The sequence below is a fragment of the Lentibacillus sp. L22 genome (assembly GCF_040812445.1).
Classification (GTDB): Bacteria; Bacillota; Bacilli; order Bacillales; family Amphibacillaceae; genus Lentibacillus_C; species Lentibacillus_C daqui.
Window position 1 is genome coordinate 41,211 of the sequence record NZ_JBFNXI010000013.1, and the last position, 18,293, is coordinate 59,503.

General features: G+C 40.4%; 21 protein-coding genes and 1 pseudogene. 12 read left to right on the plus strand and 10 right to left on the minus strand.

Features of this window, described 5'->3' with window-relative positions:
* Positions 1-152: 152 nt before the first annotated feature.
* Both ABRT01_RS08390 and ABRT01_RS08395 read right to left on the minus strand, forming a co-directional pair.
* Positions 153-362: a hypothetical protein gene (locus ABRT01_RS08390; protein WP_367746796.1), complete on the minus strand. Its 210-nt coding sequence runs from the start codon at positions 360-362 to the stop codon at positions 153-155.
* A gap of 53 nt (positions 363-415) precedes the next feature.
* Positions 416-697 carry a phospholipase gene (locus ABRT01_RS08395; RefSeq protein ID WP_367746797.1) on the minus strand — a complete coding sequence of 94 codons (282 nt, stop codon included), beginning with the start codon at positions 695-697 and terminating at the stop codon, positions 416-418.
* 203 nt (positions 698-900) lie between these two features.
* Here ABRT01_RS08395 and ABRT01_RS08400 point away from each other — a divergent pair, with 203 nt between their 5' ends.
* The gene (locus ABRT01_RS08400) at positions 901-1,512 is read left to right on the plus strand and encodes a YitT family protein (RefSeq protein ID WP_367746798.1); all 612 of its coding nucleotides are present in this window, start codon (positions 901-903) and stop codon (positions 1,510-1,512) included.
* 2 nt (positions 1,513-1,514) lie between these two features.
* Here ABRT01_RS08400 and ABRT01_RS08405 read toward each other — a convergent pair whose 3' ends face one another.
* Together ABRT01_RS08405 and ABRT01_RS08410 are read right to left on the minus strand one after the other, a co-directional pair.
* Positions 1,515-2,759, minus strand: coding sequence for an MFS transporter (locus tag ABRT01_RS08405; RefSeq protein WP_269409143.1), 1,245 nt, complete (start codon positions 2,757-2,759; stop codon positions 1,515-1,517).
* A gap of 45 nt (positions 2,760-2,804) precedes the next feature.
* Positions 2,805-3,305 carry a DUF3231 family protein gene (locus ABRT01_RS08410; protein ID WP_367746799.1) on the minus strand — a complete coding sequence of 167 codons (501 nt, stop codon included), beginning with the start codon at positions 3,303-3,305 and terminating at the stop codon, positions 2,805-2,807.
* A gap of 234 nt (positions 3,306-3,539) precedes the next feature.
* Between ABRT01_RS08410 and ABRT01_RS08415 the strand changes: the two genes are divergently transcribed.
* The 3 genes from ABRT01_RS08415 to ABRT01_RS08425 are packed head-to-tail and all read left to right on the plus strand — an operon-like array spanning position 3,540 to position 6,059.
* On the plus strand, positions 3,540-4,496 hold the full coding sequence (locus ABRT01_RS08415; RefSeq protein WP_367746800.1) for a sulfonate ABC transporter substrate-binding protein: 957 nt from the start codon (positions 3,540-3,542) through the stop codon (positions 4,494-4,496).
* 22 nt (positions 4,497-4,518) lie between these two features.
* Positions 4,519-5,283, plus strand: coding sequence for an ABC transporter permease subunit (locus tag ABRT01_RS08420; protein ID WP_367746801.1), 765 nt, complete (start codon positions 4,519-4,521; stop codon positions 5,281-5,283).
* A 20-nt stretch (positions 5,284-5,303) separates the two neighbouring features.
* Complete coding sequence (locus ABRT01_RS08425) at positions 5,304-6,059, plus strand: ATP-binding cassette domain-containing protein (protein ID WP_483101523.1); 756 nt, start codon at positions 5,304-5,306, stop codon at positions 6,057-6,059.
* 21 nt (positions 6,060-6,080) lie between these two features.
* On the opposite strand, the gene ABRT01_RS08430 is transcribed toward ABRT01_RS08425, so the two are convergent.
* The 3 genes from ABRT01_RS08430 to ABRT01_RS08440 all read right to left on the minus strand — a co-directional run bounded on the left by ABRT01_RS08430 (position 6,081) and on the right by ABRT01_RS08440 (position 7,322).
* A complete protein-coding gene (locus ABRT01_RS08430; protein WP_269412539.1) occupies positions 6,081-6,353 on the minus strand; it encodes a YqhV family protein in 273 nt (90 codons plus the stop codon).
* 257 nt (positions 6,354-6,610) lie between these two features.
* Positions 6,611-6,712, minus strand: a complete 102-nt coding sequence (locus ABRT01_RS08435; RefSeq protein WP_269409139.1) for a YjcZ family sporulation protein — start codon at positions 6,710-6,712, stop codon at positions 6,611-6,613.
* Positions 6,713-6,872: 160 nt separating this feature from the next.
* The gene (locus ABRT01_RS08440; protein ID WP_269409138.1) at positions 6,873-7,322 is read right to left on the minus strand and encodes a DUF2512 family protein; all 450 of its coding nucleotides are present in this window, start codon (positions 7,320-7,322) and stop codon (positions 6,873-6,875) included.
* Positions 7,323-7,497: 175 nt separating this feature from the next.
* Between ABRT01_RS08440 and mutM the strand changes: the two genes are divergently transcribed.
* A complete protein-coding gene (gene mutM, locus ABRT01_RS08445; RefSeq protein WP_367746802.1) occupies positions 7,498-8,304 on the plus strand; it encodes a bifunctional DNA-formamidopyrimidine glycosylase/DNA-(apurinic or apyrimidinic site) lyase in 807 nt (268 codons plus the stop codon).
* 33 nt (positions 8,305-8,337) lie between these two features.
* A complete protein-coding gene (locus tag ABRT01_RS08450; protein WP_367746803.1) occupies positions 8,338-9,180 on the plus strand; it encodes a deoxyribonuclease IV in 843 nt (280 codons plus the stop codon).
* A gap of 24 nt (positions 9,181-9,204) precedes the next feature.
* Here ABRT01_RS08450 and ABRT01_RS08455 read toward each other — a convergent pair whose 3' ends face one another.
* Positions 9,205-9,780, minus strand: coding sequence for a Uma2 family endonuclease (locus ABRT01_RS08455; protein ID WP_269409136.1), 576 nt, complete (start codon positions 9,778-9,780; stop codon positions 9,205-9,207).
* Between the two features lie 253 nt (positions 9,781-10,033).
* On the opposite strand from ABRT01_RS08455, the gene ABRT01_RS08460 reads away from it, so the two are divergent.
* From ABRT01_RS08460 to ABRT01_RS08485, 6 genes and pseudogenes are all read left to right on the plus strand, one after another.
* A complete protein-coding gene (locus tag ABRT01_RS08460) occupies positions 10,034-10,309 on the plus strand; it encodes a DUF485 domain-containing protein (protein WP_367746804.1) in 276 nt (91 codons plus the stop codon).
* Positions 10,306-11,841 (plus strand): annotated as a pseudogene (locus ABRT01_RS08465) (solute symporter family protein). Before ABRT01_RS08460 ends, ABRT01_RS08465 begins: the two are co-directional and overlap by 4 nt.
* Before the next feature lie 3 nt (positions 11,842-11,844).
* Positions 11,845-13,602, plus strand: coding sequence for a LytS/YhcK type 5TM receptor domain-containing protein (locus tag ABRT01_RS08470; RefSeq protein WP_269409133.1), 1,758 nt, complete (start codon positions 11,845-11,847; stop codon positions 13,600-13,602).
* Positions 13,599-14,366 carry a LytR/AlgR family response regulator transcription factor gene (locus tag ABRT01_RS08475; RefSeq protein ID WP_269409132.1) on the plus strand — a complete coding sequence of 256 codons (768 nt, stop codon included), beginning with the start codon at positions 13,599-13,601 and terminating at the stop codon, positions 14,364-14,366. The genes ABRT01_RS08470 and ABRT01_RS08475 overlap by 4 nt, the downstream gene beginning before the upstream one ends.
* Before the next feature lie 152 nt (positions 14,367-14,518).
* Positions 14,519-14,869 carry a DUF485 domain-containing protein gene (locus ABRT01_RS08480; RefSeq protein ID WP_269409131.1) on the plus strand — a complete coding sequence of 117 codons (351 nt, stop codon included), beginning with the start codon at positions 14,519-14,521 and terminating at the stop codon, positions 14,867-14,869.
* Positions 14,866-16,401 carry a solute symporter family protein gene (locus ABRT01_RS08485; RefSeq protein ID WP_269409130.1) on the plus strand — a complete coding sequence of 512 codons (1,536 nt, stop codon included), beginning with the start codon at positions 14,866-14,868 and terminating at the stop codon, positions 16,399-16,401. Before ABRT01_RS08480 ends, ABRT01_RS08485 begins: the two co-directional genes overlap by 4 nt.
* A gap of 483 nt (positions 16,402-16,884) precedes the next feature.
* On the opposite strand, the gene narI is transcribed toward ABRT01_RS08485, so the two are convergent.
* Positions 16,885-17,586 (minus strand): respiratory nitrate reductase subunit gamma, encoded by a 702-nt coding sequence (gene narI / locus ABRT01_RS08490; protein ID WP_269409129.1) that lies wholly within the window; start codon positions 17,584-17,586, stop codon positions 16,885-16,887.
* A 101-nt stretch (positions 17,587-17,687) separates the two neighbouring features.
* Complete coding sequence (narJ, locus tag ABRT01_RS08495; RefSeq protein WP_269409128.1) at positions 17,688-18,290, minus strand: nitrate reductase molybdenum cofactor assembly chaperone; 603 nt, start codon at positions 18,288-18,290, stop codon at positions 17,688-17,690.
* Positions 18,291-18,293: the final 3 nt, after the last annotated feature.

Here is an 18,293-nt window from a genome sequence, read left to right on the forward strand (position 1 = left end):
TGGAACTAGTCTAAGTACAACGGATATTTTATGAATCAGGTTTTTTCGCATTGCCCCTGATAGCTCGAAGCAAGTTTGGCCTCATGGAGAATTTGTTCATCATTCATTAGTGTTCCCTTCAGCCCAACGACTTTGCTATATACTTGTTGCATTTACCGGAAACCCGGGGTAATCCCAACAATTAAGATGCGTGCCTTTTTATTTATATATTCGACTGGTGCGTAATATATCGATAATTTTTGATCGGCTGATTGCTCTAAAAGAAAACGATGATTGACGATCTCCCCTTGTTTCACTTGGCCAGATAAAGAAAAGATAGCATCTTTAAATGAAGCAAATTTGGCATAATTCGTTATTCCCATAGATATCCTCGATTCCTGTCATATTTATGTGATGTTCAGATGCTTTAAAAGAACTAGCATGTAAACAATGATTTTATTCGCATATAACGATACATTGTACGAGCATGTCGTCCCTCCGGTGTATGTGGATTAATCAGTGGACGAAGGCGGCGCATAAATTCTTGATCACATCTGCATCGATGCCCATGGATTTGGTAACATAGGTCGTGTGCTTTACAAGCAGCATCCACTGCATTTATCGGTGCACCAGGGCCGCTACAACCTGGTCCGCACCAGCGATAACCTGGAAATAGACAACGCTCGTGATGGTATCCTCTGTTTCTTTTTCTTGGCATGTTCTCCATCTCCTTTATATGTCTATTAACCCTCTCTACTTCCAAGAAAATCTTCTTCATTTCAGTTTATGCTCGATCCACCACACTGGTTGTTTGAAAACCTAAATCGCATGGACGGTGATCATTTTTGCTCTATAAAAAGAATAAGATAAGAGGGAGGTGTTGTCCAATTTACATTCACATTGTCTGAGGGAGGAGCATTCATGAAATTATTCATGTTAAAAAATGGACTAGTTTTAGCTGGAGGAGCCATTCAGGGGATGGGGATGGGTCTGTTTTTGTTTCCTAATTCTATTCCTTCCGGTGGTGCCGGCGGGATTGCGATATTATTAAACTATTGGTTCGGTATTAGTAATGGTCTGGCACTTTGGATTGTCAATTTTTCCATGCTGTTGCTGGGTATTAAATATTTTGGAAAAGCGTTTGTGTTATGGACGATTGTCGGGATGACGATGACATCTGTTTCCATCCAGTTTTTTGAACAATTTATACAAGTCCCGCAAAGAAATATCATATTTGACCTTGTCCTTGGCTCCGTTTTTCTTGGCACAGGGATTGGTATGCTAATGCGTCAAGATGTTTCCAATGGTGGTGTCGGTGTCGTAGCCATGATCATTGCTTCCGGACGGGAAATTCTGCCGGGAAAGCCATTGTTATATATTAATTGTTTCATTTTTATTTTAACCGCCATGATGATTGACTGGAAAATTATTTTGTTCGCATTTTCCAGCCAATGGATTTCAACCAAGGTTGTGGATTATGTCTGTAATTTAACATTCCATCAGGCATATACCCTTGGCTGGCGGAAAAAATAGTCCTACATATAGTTATAACGAAAAGTTGTATTTTTATTTTCCTTTCCGTCTTTTCCTTTGACATGAATTAATGTTAGCATAAGCAGGGCAACGATGAGTGTCAGGACAGCGATGGAAACAAACATGCCAGTTCGCGACCAATCCATCAGCCGGGAAAATATCGGCGGCCCCAAGGCAACACCAAGAAAACGGACAGAGCCGTACAGTGAGGTAACAAAACCTCTGCGTTCTTTACCAACAGCACCAGTAATAATACTATTTACGCACGGCAGAACGAGTCCGGCTCCAACACTGCTGATGGCCAGAACAGCCAGAAATGGGATTAATTTTTCCAGGAATACGAGTGAACCATAGGAAATTGTCATCAATATAAGTCCAAGCACTGATAATTTTTTCATTCTTTCCAAATTCTTTCCGATCTGGGTTCCCGTGATATAGGACGTCGTAACCATAACAAGTAACGGGATTGCGAGTATGAGCCCCTTTATAATACCGTCAATTTTATATGTCTTTTCCAATACGTCAGATAAAAAGAAAAGGATACCAAATAAGGTAAATAAACAGGTGCCACCTGCGAGATATGTTGTAATAATCCATCTTCCTTCATGTTTAAATACACTCAACAGCCCATGCATGTATTTGGCGAATGGCGGTGGTGTTTGCCGGTTGCTCTTTTCTTTAATAAAAATTAACGAAAGTAAAGCAGAAATCAGACTGATAACCGGGAATACAAAAAACACGGAAAACCAGGTAATTAACGCAAATAACGACCCTAGAACTGGGGATAACACTTTCCCCAACCCGTTGGATGCCTCAAAAATCCCTAGAACACGACTCTGTTCTCCGCCCTTGAATAAATCACCGGTCAAGGCCATTGCGATGGGCGCTGTCCCGGCTGCACCAATCCCTTGAATGATTCGGCCAATCAGAATCCACATATACGCATGTGAAAAAAAAGCCGCACCAACTCCCGCAAGCAGTCCGCCCAACCCAAATAAAACAAGTGAGGGGACAATAACAATTTTTCGCGAAAACCGGTCAGAAAGATAACCGACGACAGGGATTAAAATGGCTGCCGCGATCGAAAAGACGGTAATTGTCAGGCTCACCTGCATTTGTGAAAGTTTTAAGGTGGATTTCATCTCCGGCAGCATCGGGATTAACATCGAATTTCCTAATGTCATGATCAGCGGAATCGATCCAATGGCGACGATGGTCATTCCCTTATTTTTTGATGTGGATGCCACTTTGTTTCCAACTCCTCCGAATTTATTTTTTCAGTTTCTACATTGTTATTTCAAATTAATTGGTGGGGAAACAAGCCACCCTTTTTCTTTGGAAAGTTGCAATAGTTTTACTTCATATTCCTCTTTTTGGGAATGGAATTCACCATACATCGTTCGAATATCTTCCCGAATAGCAATGCCCATAATGTAGCTGCACGATATTTTTCCGGTCATTAATTCCTTCTGCGCAAGTGCAGCAATCTCCGAATCATTAAACCGGGCACCAGCCGGAATATCTTGCACTTCTACATTAGGACGATCCGGTGGAGCTGGTGGTAAGCGAATTCCGGTTTCCTTTAAAATTGCCTCAACCTGTTGCTCTTCCTGGGTAAAGATATTCTCTTGCAAATCCTCGAGCAATACTTTCAAATCGTTGTCACCTGTATGGTTAATCAGAACTTGCATTGTTACTAAAACCGTTTTTGTATGATGTAAATATGACCATAAATGAAAAACCTCACCGGAATGAAGTGGTTCTTCCTGAGGTTTGTTGGATAACATACCCATGCGATTTACCCTCCTGAAATATTTCTAGCCGAGGCGCCTTGCGAATGCAGCAGGCACCGTTTCATTTAGTCTCCCTAAAAAAACAAAAATTATGTTGTATTACGAACGATTCAGAAATAAGGCATGTGCTTACACGTTTCCTCTTGAACGATTTTATTCAGGACAGGAACCTATGCTTTATTTATACATAGGCTAAAAACAGATTAAGACTAACAAAGAGATGAGGTTTGGGATATGGGAAAAAGATTTCTACTGTTGCTTAGCATGTTATTTGTTATTGCTGTTTTTGCCGGTTGTTCAAAGGGAGAAAGCGCCCCTTCTGATGTCGAACAAGATCATGTAATTCGGATTGGTTATCAGAAGAATGGACCCCTCGTTATTTTAAAGTCACTTGGTACATTGGAGGAGCAACTGAATTCACTTGGATACACAGTGGAATGGAAGTTATTCCAGGAAGGGCCCGCTTTAGTCGAAGCATTAAACGCTGGCAGTATTGATTTTGGCAGAACCGGAAATTCCCCAGTCATTTTTGCACAGGCTGCAAATACCGACTTCCAAATTGTTGCGGCTGGAAAATCCAAATTTCAGGGAAGTGGTATCCTAGTGCCAAAGGATTCTGATATCAAATCCATTGCTGATTTAAAGAATAAAACGGTGAGTTTTGCCAAAGGGTCCAGTTCACATTATTTATTGGCAAAAGCATTGGAAAAATCCGGTTTGAAGTATTCAGATATTACACCGGCTTTTCTGTCACCAGGAGATGCACGAATTGCTTTTGAACAAGGAGATGTGGATGCCATGGTAGTTTGGGACCCATTTACCGCGTCGACAGAGCTTTTTTCTGACGCGACCTTACTTGTTAACGGAGAAGGATTTACTACCGATCGCGATTTCTTTATCACAACAAACGAGTTTGCCAAGGAACATCAAGACTTGGTTGATGTCGTAATGGAAGAGGTAAAAAAATCATCCGAGTGGGCAAATAACAACCACGATGAACTGGTCAGCATGCTTACACCGATCTTAAATATTGAGGAAGAAGCAATGAAAAAGTCGGTAGAGCGTCGGACTTATGGGGTAGATCCGATTAATGAGCAGATTATCAAAGAACAACAGGAAATTGCCGATACGTTTTATCGATTGAATATCATACCAAAGAAGATAAATGTAGCAGATATCATGAAGAAATAATTACAGGAAAGGGGGATGACTTGTGGGACGTAAAATAAATCGATCAGCTGCAAAAATCACTCCTTGGCTAATCCCGCTGCTATTATTATTTGGATGGCAGTTTTTATCATGGGTGGGAGCTATTCCGGAAAGGATTTTACCTGCACCAACCCAGGTCTTTGCAGCTGGTGTTGAACTTTTTTCAACGGGTGAATTGGTTAATCATGTAGGAATCAGTTTAAGCAGGGCTTTAATCGGTTTTCTGATTGGCGGGATTATTGGCTTTTTATTTGGATTATTTAATGGTGTGTTTAAAATAGCTGACCTATTCTTTGATACGTCGATACAAATGCTCAGAAATATCCCGCATTTGGCCTTGATTCCACTTGTTATTTTATGGTTTGGCATTGATGAAACCTCGAAAATATTTTTGGTTGCCCTGGGAGTGCTGTTTCCGGTCTATATTAATACGTATCATGGGATCAAATCCGTTGACAAAAAATTAATTGAAATGGGTAAAGCTTACGGACTAAAGGGGGTCGGATTATTTTTCCACGTCATTTTACCGGGGGCAATGTCTTCTATATTAGTCGGTATACGCTTTTCGTTAGGGGTCATGTGGCTAACCCTGATCGTCGCTGAAACAATTTCTGCACATTCAGGAATCGGTTTTATGGCGATGAATGCCCGCGAGTTTATGCAAATGGATGTGATTGTGCTTAGTATTGTTCTTTATGCTTTGTTTGGAAAGTTATCTGATATTATTGCCAGATATTTGGAGAGAAGATTACTTAAATGGGATATGTAGTTAACAGGGAGGAAAATAAAGTGAAAGTAATTCCGGAACAAAAAAGTCATGTTCTACTTGAAAATGTAAAAAAAAGCTATACTAATCGACCAGTTTTAAAAGGACTGGATCTCAGCATCAAAAAGGGGGAATTTGTCGCAATCGTTGGAAAGAGTGGATGCGGAAAAAGTACATTACTTCGCCTCATCGCTGGTTTGGAAGGGGTAAATGAAGGTTCTATTTATATTAATGATAACGAGCTGAATCATTTAAATGAACAGGCACGGATCATGTTTCAGGACGGACGTCTGCTCCCCTGGAAGAAAGTGTTTGATAACGTATGTATTGGTTTGCCAAAAGATGCAAAAGAAAAGGTTGTTCAGGCATTAAAACAAGTTGGCTTGGAAGAACGAATGGACGATTATCCCGCAAAGCTTTCCGGCGGTCAGCAACAACGGGTAGCCTTGGCAAGGGCATTGGTCCATGACCCATCATTATTGCTGCTTGACGAACCATTAGGTGCACTGGATGCCCTTACCCGTATTGAAATGCAAGATCTAATTGAAGCGTTATGGAAAAAGAATAACTTTACATCCATTTTGGTAACCCATGATGTAGAAGAAGCAGTGTCCCTGGCTGATCGGGTTGTTCTCATTGAAAATGGTACCATCAGTCTGGATCAGGTAATCCATTTACCACGCCCAAGACAACGCAGCCATCCCGCCTTCACCATGTACATTGAGGAGATTTTAGGAAGAATCATGGAACACAAACAAGCCAAAGATTTTGTGATGTAGGTGAAATGCTGATTTATCGAATCATTTTTTAATCCCGTAAAGTATAAACGCAACACCGATAATAATAAAAACAAATTTTCCAATCGATAGTCTGTCTGCGATGGCCGCAACACCAATTGCAGTTGTCAAGAGCAAAATCAACGGGTCAATCAAAGCGATGGAACTATTAATAATCAGTGCTTTATCAATTTCATTAAATCGTATCATTAGATAAGCCGCAAATATCTCCATGCACCCCGATAAAATTCGGATAAGCGCCATAACAACAATAGCTTTTCCCAAAACGGTAAACATCATTATCCTCCTGAACCATACTTCTTTCATTATATGCACTACTTGTACACATAAGGACTGGAGGATCGGAAAAGTTCAAAAATAATTTAACCTCAAACACGGCAGGAGGAAATGACACTGGTCATATTTATCAGAGCAGAAGAGCATCACGGAATAGTTGCATCGTTCAATAAAAAAACGGGAGATCCTGATCAGGTTCTCCCAATTCATTTTTTTCACGCTGAAAGGGGCTTGTTACTGGGTATTTGGACTTGTAATTAATACATTCCGCCACCGACAAAGCTGACACCAACGATAATCAGCAAGATAAAGAGCACGACAATCAATGCAAAGCCACCACCACCGCCGCCATAACTCATCTAGAATTCCTCCCTTCTCTATCCGGCTTCACAATAGCATATGGTTGCTTGTAAAAGTTGTATTGGACAGATATAGATGAGGATATGAAAATGTGCCAAAACACTATTTGGATTAGACAAAAAACTCCTTTATGCGCGTGTTTAAAAGGAGGTTATGAACTTAATTATCTCGATCTTTTTTTGTATGAAGTGTTTCGGGATCGGTTTCTTCGGCAAATTCTGTTTGTAATTGGTTGGTGGCTGGTAATTGATCAGGCACGTCATCATCTGAAAGACGTTCCACAATATAAGCATGAATGAATGGTTCACACAAGGAAGTAAAAAAGGCGGCCATTAACGAAATGATTGTAACGGGTAGACTTGCTCCCATTACGAAGCTCCCCAATGCCCAGAATGAAACAAATGATAATGCAAAATCCCCAATTGAGGCAGCGATATTACCAAATTTTCTAAGGATAAACAGATCACCAACAAGATAAGATATACCTGTTACAAGTAAACTAAGCATTAATAAATTCGTCAATGTTGCTTGGAAAAATATGCCGAATGTCGAGAAAGTGATAATTGAAATCACGATAAATTTGATACCCAATACTTTTAAATGTCCCATGTTTTCTACCTCCGCTTTCGTTAAGAATGATATATTTTTATCCTGTCCATTTTTTTAAAAACAACACGGAAGTTTCGCTTATGTATAGCATTTCATTGCAAACAAAATCTAATGCTATAAGTTGGAGATGATAATAATGGTTTAGTTATTTAAAGATATAAGAGGTGATGATGCAATGCCGGAATTACCGGAAATGGAAACATATAAGACATTATTAACGCAACAAATTGTCGGAAAAAAGATCACTGAAGTAATCGTTAATCGAAATAAGTCGATCAATATGGATTCGGATGAATTTATTCAGAAGGTACTGAATCAAAAGGTAGAAGCGATTGAACGCCGGGCTAAATACTTGCTATTTCATCTTGAAAATGGTTCCTGCCTATTATTGCATTTGATGCTTGGTGGCTTCATGTTTTATGGGAAGGAAGAGGAAAGACCGGATCGCACAGTGCAAGTTCAATTAACCTTTGGGGACAAGCATCTTTATTTCATTGGTTTGCGATTAGGTTATCTTCATCTTTATTCTCCAGAGGTGGAAGGGAAGTTAAAGGATATTGGTCCCGAGCCACTTGATGTGAATTTCTCACTTGATACCTTTATAGAGGCACTGCAACAACGACGTGGTAAATTAAAAACAACATTGGTTGACCAGGAATTTCTGGCGGGAGTTGGCAACCGTTATTCCGATGAGATTGCCTGGCATGCGCATGTGTTACCAGAACGCCATGTTAATGACCTGAATGATCAGGAAAGAAACCGGCTATTTCAGTCTATCAGGTTTATTCTTCAGCGAGCTATCCAGTATGGCGGATACATGGAACAACCACTATTTAAAGACGATACATTAACAGGCGGGTACGTTGACAATACATATGTTTATAACAGGGAGGGGGAGGCCTGTAAACGCTGTAGCACCCCGATAGTTAAAGATAAAATATCATCCCGAAAAACGTTCTTTTGCCCGATATGTCAAAACTAAATGCAAGTTACCTCATCGCAGGAGGGAATTTTTATGAAATTTGGTTGTCATGTTTCGATAAGAGAAGGCTATCTAGGTGCGGCGAGACAAGCGGCGACTATGAACGCATTAGCCTTTCAATACTTTCCCAAAAACCCAAGGAGCTTGTCCGTAAAAGCATTCAATCAAGATGATGCAGCGCTTTGCAAGGATTTTTGCAAAAAAAATAATTTGACATCCGTGGCACATACGCCATACCCTACCAGTTTAACGCCAAGAGATAATCGGAAAAGGAAAGAAGTGATGCAATCATTAGTCAACGATCTGGAAATCGCTAACGCCTGTGGCTCTATTGGTGTGGTCGTTCACTTTGGGAAAATAATCAGTCTTGATGACCCGCTGGCAAGCTATCGATTAATGATTGATGTGCTTAACGAGATACTTCGAAAATGGCATGGCGATAGCAAAATTTTACTCGAAAACACAGGTGGAAAACCGGGAACGATGGGAACAACATTGGAAGAACTTGTCCAGGTCCGCAACTTGTGTGAACATCCGGAACAAATTGGGTTCTGCCTTGATACGTGTCACGCATTTGCCAGTGGACTGTGGGATGGTGATAATTGGGAAGCCGTTTTGGAAAAAGGACAAGCACTTAATTATTTTAGTCATCTCAAGGTTATTCATTTTAATAACTCGAAATATAATACCGGGCTCGGGAAAGATCGGCACGCAAATATTTTTGATCATGGGTATATTACAGAATCTCAGTTTGACCAGCTTGTTCAAACTCCCGAGCTCAAAGACATACCATTTATTTTGGAAACCCCCAAGGAGGAGATACCTCATCAAGTTGAGATACGGCAATTACAGGAGCGGTGGGGCTCCCAACATTGACTTATTAGAGACATAATGAAAGATTTAAAGAGAAAATATATCGTCTAGAGAAAAAGTAATATCGGGAAAACGCGTGGAGATGAATGGCTGGTTTTCATCGGAATAAATATCTTCTAGCTTAAGCATATCATCATCGAGAACATATTTTTCAATGTATTGATTTTGATAATCAATGAGTAAGTACTCTTTTACACCCGCTTTTTCATAATAATTACGCTTGAGCAAGCGATCGTTACGTCCTGTGCTTGGAGATAATACTTCGACAACCAAATCCGGCGCCCCATAGCAACGTTTATTACGTAGTTTGCTTGTATCACAAATAATGGAGATGTCTGGCAATACAACCACATCATCTGTTCCCTTTTTTTCATTTTTAAATGGCAAAACTACTTGAAGATTGCTGCCAAATACATAACAATTACCTCCTTTGATCGCGTTCCTGAACTCTCCCATTATATTCGCAATGACATTTTCATGTTGGAAAGAAGCGGGCGCCATAAAAACAGGGATGCCTTCATATAATTCTGCGCGTTCCTCTTCTTTGACATATAGTAAAAATTCGTCCAATGAATAGGTTTTGTCCTTGTCTAACTGTGTCATTTTTCGAATCTCCTTTCATTGCTTTATTATTATTTAAATATTAGCAAGTATCCATTTTTATAGCAAACACTAAGATGGGCTTTGACAAAAATACGTTTAAGGATTAGAAAATTATAAAATATGCCAGGTACTAGATTGTGTTCCTGAAAATTTTGTTTTTACTAGACTTCCACTTTACTTTGCACAAAGATTCCGCTATTATTCAAAATAAAGATAATTAATAGAAAAGTACATGGAAAGCAGGGAATGTGAGATGGATGTTGAACTGCAAAAATTGATCAAAAAGAAATGGCAATTGCTTATCCCTGTGGTTACCCTGCTATTTATCTTTTATTTTGGCTTACCGCTGTCGTTGACTTTATTTCACGATTGGATGGCTGCTCCTTCTCCATTTTTTCAGATGAATTGGGGCTGGCTTTACGCCTTTTTGCAAATTCCTGTGACATGGCTGCTGGCAGGGTTTTATTGTATCAAAATGAAACAGTTCGATAAACAAATCATACAGCTGGTACAGGAGGATGTCGAATGAATCTGACTTATTTTCTTTTTTTCATTTGCATTATCGTTTGTACGCTGATTATTACATACTGGGCGGCTAAACGCAGCAATACGACCAATCATTTTTATACAGCGGCAGGCAGTTTGACGGGATGGCAAAATGGCCTGGCGATTGCAGGTGATTTCATTAGCGCCGCATCGTTTTTGGGAATTGTTGGTGCCATTGCATTGAATGGCTATGACGGTTTCTTGTATTCTATTGGGTTCCTAGTTTCATTTTTGATTGTCATGTTCTTCATAGCTGAGCCTGTTCACCATCTGGGAAAGTATTCTCTGGGCGATGTCATTTGCACGCGTTTTGCCAGCAATCGAATGCGTTGGACAATGGCTATTGGTACATTTTTGATTTCCATATTATATATGATTCCGCAATTGGTGGCTTCTGGTTTGCTAATTCGGTTGCTATTAAATATTGACTATTCTATTTCAGTTGTCATTATCGGTGGGCTAATGACCCTTTACGTTGTTTTTGGCGGCATGATTGCTACATCCTGGGTACAAATTGTAAAAACAGTTGTTCTTTTATCTGGAACTTTTTTGCTGTCACTTATCGTTTTATCCCGTTTCGATTGAAATGTACCTGCAATCATTGCAACCGTGAAGGAACACACACCACTCCACGAACAATTTTTTATGACCGGACAATTATTTTCCAATCCTTTGGAACTGATATCGTTGCAATTGGCATTGATTTTGGGCACTGCTGGTTTGCCACATATATTGATTCGTTTTTTTACAGTCCGTAACACGGTGGAGGTGCGTCGTTCACTAATGGGAGCTACTTGGATTATTGGCACTTTTTATGTGATGACACTTATTCTTGGATTTGGGACGATTGCCTCCTTGGGATATGAAAAATTAATAAAAGCTGACGCAACCGGGAATTTAGCGGCACCGATTCTGGCAAAGGAAGTAGGTGGTGACTTTTTGTTGGCATTTATTTCAGCGATCGCTTTTACCACCATTGTTGCCGTTGTCGCAGGTTTGGTGATTTCAGCGACAACTTCATTTTCACACGACATTTATCATCATATTTGGAAAAAGGGTAAATCAACTGAAAAGGAACAGCTCATAGCTGCCAGATGGACAGCACTTAGTATTGGATTGGTTTCTACCTTGTTTGCCTTACAATTGGAAAATATAAATGTCACCTTTTTAGTGTCATTAACGTTCATTGTTGCCGCTTCCAGCAATTTACCAATTCTGCTGCTCACTCTCTATTGGAAGCACTTTAACGAAACTGGTGCAATGATCGGGATGACATCCGGCTTTGTCGCTTCGTTGACAATGGTCATTTTGGGACCGAATGTGATGGATCCTGTAGACGGCTGGATCTTGAAAGAAGCGATATTTCCAATGCATAACCCTGGTATCATTGCAATCCCGATCGGTTTTTTGGGTTCCATTTTGGGGAGTATCTTTTCCGGCAGAGAGGAACCCGCACAGCAATGGAAGCAGTTTTTTGTTCAATCACAAACAGGAGTAATGGCGAAGGAGAGATGAGTGATGAAAGAAATGACCATCATTCTGTTTGAACGCCTAGGTCTATTGTTAGTCATTGCGTTCGTCATGACCCGGACATCTGGTTTCAAGTCTTTATTGTACAGGGAGTTTAGTTGGAAAATGACTATCGTGCATGCATGTGTGTTTGGCGTTTTTGGCATTGCCAGTACCATTACCGGTTTTGTCCTTGATGGTACCACCGTAATTCACGATTTTGTTTTTCAAGTATCTGACAACCAATTAATTGTCAGTTCAAGTCTTGTGGCGGTGGTGATTGCCGGTTTGCTTGGAGGGCCGGTAGTCGGTTTTGGTGCAGGAATGATTGCTGGAGGTCACCTCATGTTCTTAGGTGGGGTAGGGTGGTTGGCCAACGGGATAGTTAACCCATTGACAGGTTTGCTGGCAGGCTGGACAGCGCGCTTTTTTTCCGACGAACGGGTTATATCGCCATGGAAAGCATTATTTATCGGTATTTTCCCACCGGTACTACAGATGCAGATGCTATTGATTCTACATCCGCAATCCGATGAAATCATTGGCATTGTAGATATGATCGGTCTTCCATTGGTACTGTCCAACAGTGTTGCTATCGCGATATTCACGGCGATGATTGCCGTAGTATTGCGCGAACAGGAGAATGAGGCCGCTAAAGCGATAAAACAGGCTTTTTCCATTGCTGAAGAGGCGCTTCCATTTATTAAAAAAGATGATACAACTCAGATGGCTAACGGATTGGCAAAACTTTTGTATGACCGTTTGAATATTGCAGCAGTGGCTATTACGGATCAACGGCAAGTCCTGGCCCATGTCGGTATCGGACATGAGCATCATCGTCATGGAGATTTGATCACCAGTGAGTTGGCAAAACAAGTTATTTTGCAAAAACAAATGAAAGTAGCGGATTCACAAATGGATCTTCCATGCCATCATCCAAAATGCCAGTTGGAATCGGCAATCATTATTCCGATTATTAATGCAAATGAAGTGACACAACTCATTTACTTTTACTTTCGCAAAGCTCAACAAATTCGTCCGGTCGAGCGTACGCTGGCAGCAGGACTTGGTGAATATCTCTGCAATCAATTGAAAATGCTTGCTGCGGATCAATTAAAGACACATATGATGGATGCGGAGTTAAGAAACCTGCAGGCACAGATCAATCCACATTTTCTTTTCAACACCTTGCATTTAATTGCAGCTTCTTTTCGCAAAGAACCGGAACGCGCCCGCCATATCACAGTACAATTGGCTCAATTCATGCGTTTTAACTTAAAATTGGTTGCCACCCCGCTTGTTGCACTGGAGAAGGAATGCGAACATGTCCAAGCATATTTAGAAATTATTCAAGCTAGGTTTATGAACCGTTTACAAGTGAGTTTTATATATGAAGAAGATTTACTTGATGTACTGATTCCTCCGGCAACCATTCAGCCACTCGTGGAAAACTGCATTCAACACGGGCTTCACGATATGGTTCATGGAGCAAGAATTGATGTAAGCATTATATCCCGGGACAGGCATATACAAATTAGTGTGAAAGATAATGGTTGTGGCTTTGAGAGAGAAATTTTACAGGAAGTCACGAAGAAGCCATTAATGCAGAATGCCAATCACGGAACAGGCCTGTACAATGTCAACAAGCGTTTGGTCACGTTGTTGGGGGAGGTTGCAAGATTATCGGTACGAAATTTACCGGATAAAGGCAGTGAAGTTTTTTTTAACATACCAATTAATCATGTAGTGAGGGAGGAGATTTCATGAAAATCCGTGCACTCATAGCTGAAGATGAACAAATGGCACAGGAGGAATTGCTTTATTTACTGGAAAAACAGCCGGATATTGTACTATGTCCGTGTGCGGAAAATGGACAGCAATTAATCGCACTTTATGAAGCATATGCACCGGATGTTATTTTTCTGGATGTCCATATGCCCCAGTTTTCCGGTATGGAAGCGGCAAAGAGAATTATCGGGCAAGCAAAGCATGAAATACCACTATTTGTCTTGACCACAGCATATGATGAATATGCGTTACAGGCATTTGAAATAGAAGCTGTCGATTATTTGCTAAAACCCTTTGACGAAACACGGTTTGACAAGGCACTGCAGCGTATTCGTCAAAAGCTTTCGCAGCGTATCCTGCAAGAAGTGCCTCATGCCAGTCCCGCAGTACCGTCCCGAACAAATAAATTGCTTGTGGATGATGGTGAAAAAACTGTTGTATTAACGCCGGAGATGATTTATTATGCTGTACCCAGCCCAAGTCAGCGGGCATTGGAAATTCACACGAAGGATAAAGTCATTGTCGGTAAGTTGACATTACAAGAATTGGAAAAGAAATTACAAGGTTTTAACTTTTTCCGGACGCATCGTAGTTATTTGGTTAACATCAATTATATTCAGGAAATCACTCCTTGGTTTAATGGAACAAGCAACGTCACGCTGTCAGACATATCGAAAACGAAGATTCCTGTCAGCAGAGCAGCAAGAAAGGAGTTATTTCAGTTGCTGGAGATGCAGGGATAACCATTCATCCACGGATAAATGCCATTCAATCATAATCTGTAACCATTGGTGCAAAAGCGAGTTCCTGACATTTCAAACCAATTATAATAATTAGTAAGCGGTTACAAAAGGAGAAAGAGAATTTAATGATAAAAAACAAGGGGTTGGGAAATTTGAGTGAAAGTAAGGTGTTGAAACAGGATTTTCCTGAAAAACCAGATTACGTGAAGGTAGAAAAGAGCGAGGAATTCCAGAGCTTTATGGCGAATCGGAAAAAGTTTATTTTGCCGTACACTATTTTCTTCTTGGTATTTTACTTTCTATTGCCAATCTGTACTTCTTACACGACGTTTTTGAATAAGCCGGCAATCGGTGATATTTCATGGGTGTGGCTTTTTGCATTCGCACAATTCGCCATGACTTTTATTTTATGCATTGTTTATATGAAAAAAGCTGGGGCATTGGATAAACAAGCGAATGCAATTATTGATAACCAATTGGAGCAAGGAGGAGACAGCCGATGAGCCCTACAGTCATCACCTTATTTTTGGCAATTGTGCTATTGACGTTGGTCATCACTTATTTTGCTGCTAAGCATACCAAAACAACAGGTGATTTTTATACGGCTGGCGGCGGACTGAAAGGCTGGCAAAACGGTATTGCCATTTCCGGAGACTATTTGTCGGCGGCATCATTTCTTGGTATCGCCGGCGCCATTGCATTGAATGGTTTTGATGGATTTTTTTATAGTATTGGCTTTTTAATTGCGTATCTGGTCGTCATGTTTTTGGTAGCCGAGCCATTGCGCAATTTAGGGAAATACACGCTGGCCGATATGATCAACTCACGTTTTGATGCAAAAAAAGTGCGTGGAGCAGCAGCATTGAGCACCATAACCATTTCGATTTTTTACATGATTGCTCAGCTTGTTGGAGCAGGTGCATTGATTCAACTTTTGTTCGGTATTGATTATTGGATTGCGGTATTGATTGTTGGAGTTATGATGACGATATACGTGTTATTCGGCGGTATGATTGCAACAAGCTGGGTACAAATTACCAAAGCTGTACTATTGATGGCGGGTATGGTGATTATTTCTTTTCTTGTACTATGGGAATACAATTTCAACATCGGTACCATGTTCTCCGAAGTGAAAACGGCAACGAGCCACGGAGCTGCTTATTTAGAACCCGGGTTGCAATATACACAGCCGCTCAGCACAATTTCCTTGATGCTTGCATTAGTACTTGGCACAGCAGGGCTACCACATATCCTGATGCGCTTTTTTACCGTAAAAGATGCCAAGTCGGCTAGAAGTTCTGTTGTATCAGCGACATGGATTATCGGTATTTTTTATATATTGACATTATTTCTTGGCTTTGGAGCGGCTGCATTCGTTGGTGATTCTAAAATCATTGCTGCCAATCCAGGCGGAAATATGGCTGCACCATTGTTGGCACAGGTACTTGGTGGCGAGCTTTTGTTTGCCTTTATTTCAGCAGTAGCTTTTGCGACGATACTCGCAGTTGTAGCCGGTTTGGTTCTTTCCGGAGCTTCTGCATTTGCACATGATTTGTACGGGGAAATTTACAAAAAGGGGAAAGCAACCGAAAAACAGCAGATGCTCGCAGCCCGTTATGCAGCATTGGGCGTGTCCGTCTTATCTATTATTTTGGCATTATTTACGCAATACCTTAATGTTGCTTTCCTTGTTTCATTAGCATTTTGTATGGCGGCCAGTGCTAACTTGCCAGTTATTCTATATACAGTTTATTGGAAACGATTTAACACAACAGGAGCGGTTACTGCCATTTTGTCCGGCTTGATTTCTGCTTTAGTACTTGTTTCGATGAGCCCAAGTGTATTTTCACCAGTGGAAGGGGCGGCATTATTTGTCGGAAATCCAATATTCCCGCTGGATAATCCAGCATTGGTATCTGTACCATTAGGTTTCCTGGGTGGATATGTTGGCACATTGTTATCCAAAGAATCTGATCCAGTCCGTTATGCAGAAGTAAAAGTAAAAGCGAATACTGGCTATCGGGAACGGGCTTGATTCTTGAAATGATGATAGTTGCGTAATAATATCAAAACGCATAAAAATGTCTTAGGAGAAAGGAAAAAGTAAAAGAAAAACAAAATCATTAGGGAAGTCTATTTAGGGTTGAAATTTAACCCCTTCTTTTATTGTATTTTTTTAGTTTACATAATATATATTATAGGAAGTAATATATTGTTTGTCTCAATGGTTAAGTATTCTCTTGATAGTGAGATAAAATAAAATTAGATTTGCATCAAACTTTATTCATCAATTTAACGAATGATTATTTCACAAACTTAGACCTTATTTACACTAATCATTTTTGTTTGCATCGCTAATGTCTGTAACGGCTCCTAATACGACTATTATAACCAAGTTCGTCGACTTTAAATACGGTATTAATTGTTATCTCAGTTCAAAGCCTTGCAAACTATCATGTGTGTTGTCTTGAAGCCTTTTTCACAAAAAAGAACCAGATTACCTGGTTCTTTTTTGATATCAATCAATTGGACGTCTGTTCTGGTATCGAGCGCGTGATCGATATTGCTGTGGCGCACGGTTTGCATATTTGATCGGCAAACTGTAAAAGTGTACCAATCTGGTAAATGGTATGGACGCAAACAAGGCAAACGCAGCAAGGATATGCACCTTGAAAACAAACGGCACAGACGCCATCAAATGATATTTTGGTTGGAATGTAAATAAGCTTCTGAACCACGGTCCGATGGTTGTCCGGTATTCATATTCCACAACTGTTGTATTATAAATTATCGTCATATACGCACCCATTCCAGCCACAATCAGCAGAGCTATGATTGAAAAAAAGTCAGCAAATGTAGCATGTATGCGCACAGGATCAATAATTATTTTTCGAATGAGTAAAATGATAAGCCCAACAACCACCATTAGGCCTGCTATTCCCCCGCCGATGATTGCTCCGAGATGGTATAATTCATCAGATATCCCCAATGAAAGATAAAATCCCCTCGGAATAATCATACCCATCACATGTCCGATAAAGGCCAGCACAATTCCCCAATGGAAAAGCGGCGAGCCGATCCGCAGCCATTTCTTTTCAAAAAACTCCGTTGACGGTGCTGCCCAAGTCAACTGTCGGAAAGCGAAACGGTAAAGAAGGCCGAAAATCATGATCAATCCAGTAATGTATGGAAAAATGACCCACCAAAATAGTTCACTCATATGGTGTTCCTCCCTTTTAATTCTGTGCTCCAGTGTGCGATGGCTGATTCCTCCCAACACCGCCGCACTCCTTCGCTTGATAAGATTCATTATTTTGTTTACTAGTGATACATAATGGGATATGGTAGTTCTTCCAAATCAGCCTCTTCCCGTTCAAACTCCAATTTTTCAATTTCCTCTTTAGTCGGCTGCGGGAAAATAAATGTCATCAGCACCGCAAGCACAGGGTAATATGGACTTTCTTCAGGCATATGGTTCATAATCCGTTGTATTGCTGCTGCAAGTCTCTTGATCAGCCGCTCATTATCCGGGCTGTCAGGTGCTGTTGCAAGAAATTCAAACAACATCGGCATATAATCGGCTAATTCGTCATCCACCCGCTCAAATCCAGCCTTGTTGATAATCTTTTGTAATTTAATTAAAGCTGCACCACGTTTGTTGCTGTCGCCTAATTCATGTGCTGTCAAATATAATCCTTGTTTTGCTTTTAAATCAAATGTGGCAACATATACTTGTTGCAATTCTGGTACACGATATTTGTAGAACGGTTTTAAAGCCTTCTCCAATTCCTTAAACATTGGCAATCCCATCATCGTTTCTTCCATACATTCCGTTATATCCCGTGCCTGATCAAAGAAATCATCTTCCGGATATGTTAAAAGACGCGATGCAATGACTAAAAGTGCTCGATCTTGTTGTTCCATACA

Coding starts and splice junctions, on each gene's coding strand:
- ABRT01_RS08390 (WP_367746796.1), bottom strand. CDS start 362: ATGGGAATAACGAATTATGCCAAATTTGCTTCATTTAAAGATGCTATC.
- ABRT01_RS08395 (WP_367746797.1), bottom strand. CDS start 697: ATGCCAAGAAAAAGAAACAGAGGATACCATCACGAGCGTTGTCTATTT.
- ABRT01_RS08400 (WP_367746798.1), top strand. CDS start 901: ATGAAATTATTCATGTTAAAAAATGGACTAGTTTTAGCTGGAGGAGCC.
- ABRT01_RS08410 (WP_367746799.1), bottom strand. CDS start 3,305: ATGGGTATGTTATCCAACAAACCTCAGGAAGAACCACTTCATTCCGGT.
- ABRT01_RS08415 (WP_367746800.1), top strand. CDS start 3,540: ATGGGAAAAAGATTTCTACTGTTGCTTAGCATGTTATTTGTTATTGCT.
- ABRT01_RS08430 (WP_269412539.1), bottom strand. CDS start 6,353: ATGTTTACCGTTTTGGGAAAAGCTATTGTTGTTATGGCGCTTATCCGA.
- ABRT01_RS08435 (WP_269409139.1), bottom strand. CDS start 6,712: ATGAGTTATGGCGGCGGTGGTGGTGGCTTTGCATTGATTGTCGTGCTC.
- ABRT01_RS08440 (WP_269409138.1), bottom strand. CDS start 7,322: ATGGGACATTTAAAAGTATTGGGTATCAAATTTATCGTGATTTCAATT.
- mutM (WP_367746802.1), top strand. CDS start 7,498: ATGCCGGAATTACCGGAAATGGAAACATATAAGACATTATTAACGCAA.
- ABRT01_RS08450 (WP_367746803.1), top strand. CDS start 8,338: ATGAAATTTGGTTGTCATGTTTCGATAAGAGAAGGCTATCTAGGTGCG.
- ABRT01_RS08455 (WP_269409136.1), bottom strand. CDS start 9,780: ATGACACAGTTAGACAAGGACAAAACCTATTCATTGGACGAATTTTTA.
- ABRT01_RS08460 (WP_367746804.1), top strand. CDS start 10,034: ATGGATGTTGAACTGCAAAAATTGATCAAAAAGAAATGGCAATTGCTT.
- ABRT01_RS08470 (WP_269409133.1), top strand. CDS start 11,845: ATGAAAGAAATGACCATCATTCTGTTTGAACGCCTAGGTCTATTGTTA.
- ABRT01_RS08475 (WP_269409132.1), top strand. CDS start 13,599: ATGAAAATCCGTGCACTCATAGCTGAAGATGAACAAATGGCACAGGAG.
- ABRT01_RS08485 (WP_269409130.1), top strand. CDS start 14,866: ATGAGCCCTACAGTCATCACCTTATTTTTGGCAATTGTGCTATTGACG.
- narI (WP_269409129.1), bottom strand. CDS start 17,586: ATGAGTGAACTATTTTGGTGGGTCATTTTTCCATACATTACTGGATTG.
- narJ (WP_269409128.1), bottom strand. CDS start 18,290: ATGGAACAACAAGATCGAGCACTTTTAGTCATTGCATCGCGTCTTTTA.